The organism is Aeromicrobium sp. PFPM2_SD2 (assembly GCF_057364525.1).
The window spans coordinates 1-3,166 of the sequence record NZ_JBNFNZ010000301.1 but is presented as its reverse complement, the minus strand read 5'-3'; the positions used below and the strand labels follow the sequence as shown (position 1 = coordinate 3,166).

General features: G+C 75.7%; 4 protein-coding genes and 1 pseudogene. All 5 read right to left on the bottom strand.

Annotated elements, in window-relative coordinates:
* Positions 1 to 236 precede the first annotated feature (236 nt).
* Entirely contained in the window at positions 237 to 938 is a 702-nt protein-coding gene (gene tsaE / locus AC2W7G_RS12490) for a tRNA (adenosine(37)-N6)-threonylcarbamoyltransferase complex ATPase subunit type 1 TsaE (RefSeq protein WP_485868724.1), read from the bottom strand.
* Positions 939 to 1,196: 258 nt separating this feature from the next.
* A complete protein-coding gene (locus AC2W7G_RS12485) occupies positions 1,197 to 2,060 on the bottom strand; it encodes an alpha/beta fold hydrolase (protein WP_485868723.1) in 864 nt (287 codons plus the stop codon).
* Positions 2,061 to 2,192: 132 nt separating this feature from the next.
* Entirely contained in the window at positions 2,193 to 2,678 is a 486-nt protein-coding gene (locus AC2W7G_RS12480; protein ID WP_485868726.1) for an alanine racemase, read from the bottom strand.
* An 11-nt stretch (positions 2,679 to 2,689) separates the two neighbouring features.
* The gene (locus AC2W7G_RS12475; RefSeq protein WP_485868725.1) at positions 2,690 to 2,899 is read right to left on the bottom strand and encodes an alanine racemase; all 210 of its coding nucleotides are present in this window, start codon (positions 2,897 to 2,899) and stop codon (positions 2,690 to 2,692) included.
* Between the two features lie 50 nt (positions 2,900 to 2,949).
* Positions 2,950 to 3,114, bottom strand: a pseudogene (locus tag AC2W7G_RS12470) (alanine racemase); the annotation flags it as partial.
* Between the last annotated feature and the right edge of the window lie 52 nt (positions 3,115 to 3,166).

The following is a 3,166-nucleotide window of genomic DNA, read 5'->3' as shown; positions in this document are numbered from 1 at the left end:
CCGGGGCCAGGAGCTCGCCGTGCGCCATGGCGCCCTCGCCGCGGCCTCGCCGACGACCCGCTCGCCGTCGTGGACGGCCACGGTGATGGCGGGGGTCGCGGTGTCGAGGGCCAGGATCAGCACGCCCCGAGCCTACCGACCGTCGCGCGAGCCCTCGCCCTCGCGCTGAGCGTGACGTCCTGCACGCCTGCACCGGCGTGTCGCGGGCACGACGTCACGCCCAGCGAGGAGGTGGGTCAGGCCAGGAGGGTGGAGCGCAGGGGGACGCCGACCCAGCGCGGGCCGTGCGGGCGGACCGTCACGACGCGGGTGTCGTCGCCGCCGTCCTCGCCGACCGCCGTGCCGAGCGGGTCGTCGTCGCGCGGCAGGCGCCGCTCGAGCCGCACCTCCAGCCAGCTCTCCGACAGGTGCTCGGCCAGGCCCTCGCCCCACTCCACCACGGTGACGGCCTCCTCGACGCTCGTGTCCAGGTCGAGGTCGTCCAGCTCCAGGGCGCCCTCGAGCCGGTACGCGTCGACGTGGACGAGCGCCGGGCCGCCGACGAGCGAGGGGTGGTGACGCGCGATGACGAACGTCGGGGACGTGATCGGACCGCGGACGCCCAGCGCGTCGCCCAGGCCCTGGGTGAACGTCGTCTTGCCCGCGCCGAGGCCACCGGTCATGACCAGCACGTCGCCGGCCTGCAGCAGCCCGGCCAGGGTGCGGGCGAACTGCTGGGTCGCGTCGGCGTCGGGCAGCTCGCGCGAGAGCCAGAGCGTCTTGCCCAGGACGAGCAGCGGCCCCTCCTGCCCGACGGTCTCGTAGCGGCGCTGGCGCCAGAACCGGACGGTGGCCGGCAGCTCCTCGCGGACGTGGATCCAGACGCCGTCCTTGCCGCGCTCCTCGGCGGTGTCCTCGGCGACGCCGACCAGGGCGGACGCGATGCCGCGCGCCTGCACCTCGGGGTCGACGCTGACCCGGCGCAGGCCCAGCAGCCCGGGCGCGACTCGTCGTAGAGCAGGGCGCCGACCGGACGGCCGCGGCGCAGCGCCATGAGGCCCCCGGACGTCTCGATGGCGGCGCGCACGGATCGGCCGTCTCGTCGGTCGCGGTGGCGGGCGGGTCGAGCGCCGGCCGGGCCCCGAAGGAGCGGCGGATGACGTCCGCGATCGCCTCGGCGTGCTCGGGCCGGGCCTCGACGACGTCGAGCGCGCCGGTCATGCGCGTCCTCCCTCGGCGACGTGGTCGACGACGGTCTCGATGGCCTCGGTCACCCTGGCGTGCTCCTCGAACATGATCATGTGGCCCGCCCCGTCGACGAGCTCGAGCCGGGCGCCGGGGATCTCCTCGGCGAGCCGGCGGGCGTGGCGTGGCGGCGTCAGCAGGTCCTCGGTGCCGCAGACGACCACGACCTCGGCGGTGCCCAGCGCGGGCAGGGCGTCGTACAGGTCGAGCTCGCCGAACGCCGGGTAGAAGTCGAGCATGACGTGCGTGCGCGCGCGGCCGATCATCTGATCGGCCATGTCGGCGTACTTCTCGTCCGCGTCCGGGCCGACCGCCCAGCGCCGCGTCACCGAGTAGCTGTTGAAGCGGCGGGCCCAGTCGACCGCCGGCGTGGTGGCCCGCAGCAGCGGACGGAGCTGGCGCAGCAGGGGGCTGGTGCGCAGCAGGTCGCCCGCGCTGGTCGAGAGGAGCACGACACCCTTGACCCGCTCCTTGACCAGGCCGGGGTCGTCGGCCGCCAGCTGCATGACCGTCATGCCGCCCATCGAGTGCCCGACGAGCACGAGCGGCCCGGTGGGGGCGACCTCGTCGAGCACCCGGGCGAGGTCGTCGGCCAGGTCCGGCAGGGTCGAGTGCACCGCCCGGGCCCGGCCCGAGGCGCCGTGCGAGCGCAGGTCGACGAGCACGAGCCGCGCGCGTCCGCGCAGGGCGAGGCGCTGGTAGTGCCAGGTGTCCAGGTCGCAGGTCCAGCCGTGGACCATCACCACGGTCGGCGCGTCCGGCTCGTCGGCCTCGTCCACCTCCACGTGCAGCCGGACGCCGTCGCGGGCGGTCACCCAGCGCGACTCGCCGTGCACCGAGCCGAACGGGACCTCCTCCAGGAAGCGGCGGTGGCGGCGGGCGCTGACCCGCTCGCTGAACAGCGTCGCCGCCGTGCCGGCCGCGACGAAACGCCACGCCGCTGCCGACGAGCGCCTTGGTGCGTCCCCTCATGCGCGGGCCCCCCGGTAGCTGCGGACGATGCGGCCGCCGAGCCGGGTGACCACCTCGTAGGAGATCGTCCCGGCGTCGCGCGCCCAGTCGTCCGCGGTCGGCTCGCCGTCGTCACCGGGGCCCCACAGGACGATGGTGTCGCCGCGCCGGGCCGGGCCGTCGCCGAGGTCGACGACGAGCTGGTCCATGCAGACCTTGCCGACGAGCGGCACCCGGACACCGCGGTGCAGCAGGGACGCGCGGTTGCTGACCGACCGCATGATGCCCTCGGCGTAGCCGATCGGCACCAGGCCCAGGGTCGTCTCGCGCTCGGCCGTCCAGGTCCAGCCGTACGACACCGACGTGCCGGGCGCGACCCGCTTCACCTGGGCCAGCCGGGCGCGCAGCGTCATGACCGGACGCAGGTCGACGTCGTGGCGCAGCGCCGGGTCGGGCGAGTAGCCGTAGGACGCGATGCCGGCGCGGACCAGGTCCAGGTGCACGCTCGGCCGGGTCAGGATGGCGCCGGAGTTGGCCAGGTGGCGCAGGCCGGGCTCGAGGCGGCGTGCTCCATCTGGGCGACGGCCTCGGCGAACGCCCCCTCCTGGGCGTCGTTCGCGGGGTGCTCGGGCTCCTCGGACGCGGCCAGGTGGGACCAGACGCCGGTGACCTCGGCCCGTCCGGCGTCGGCGCGCGGCGCGGGCGCTCGAGCAGCCGCAGCCACTCCTCGCCGTACGCACCGTTGCGCGACAGCCCGGTGTCGACCTTGAGCTGCACGCGCGGACGCACCCCGACCGCGGTGCCGGCCGTCGTGATCTCCTCCAGCTGGGCCACCGAGCTGGCGGTGACCTCCACGCCGGCCGAGACGGCCGCCGCGAAGTCGCCGCCGGGGGCGCTCAGCCAGCACAGGACGTCGCCGGTGTCGCCCTGGTGACGCAGGGCCAGGGCCTCGTCGATGGTGGCGACGCCGAGCCACGTGGCGCCGGCCTGC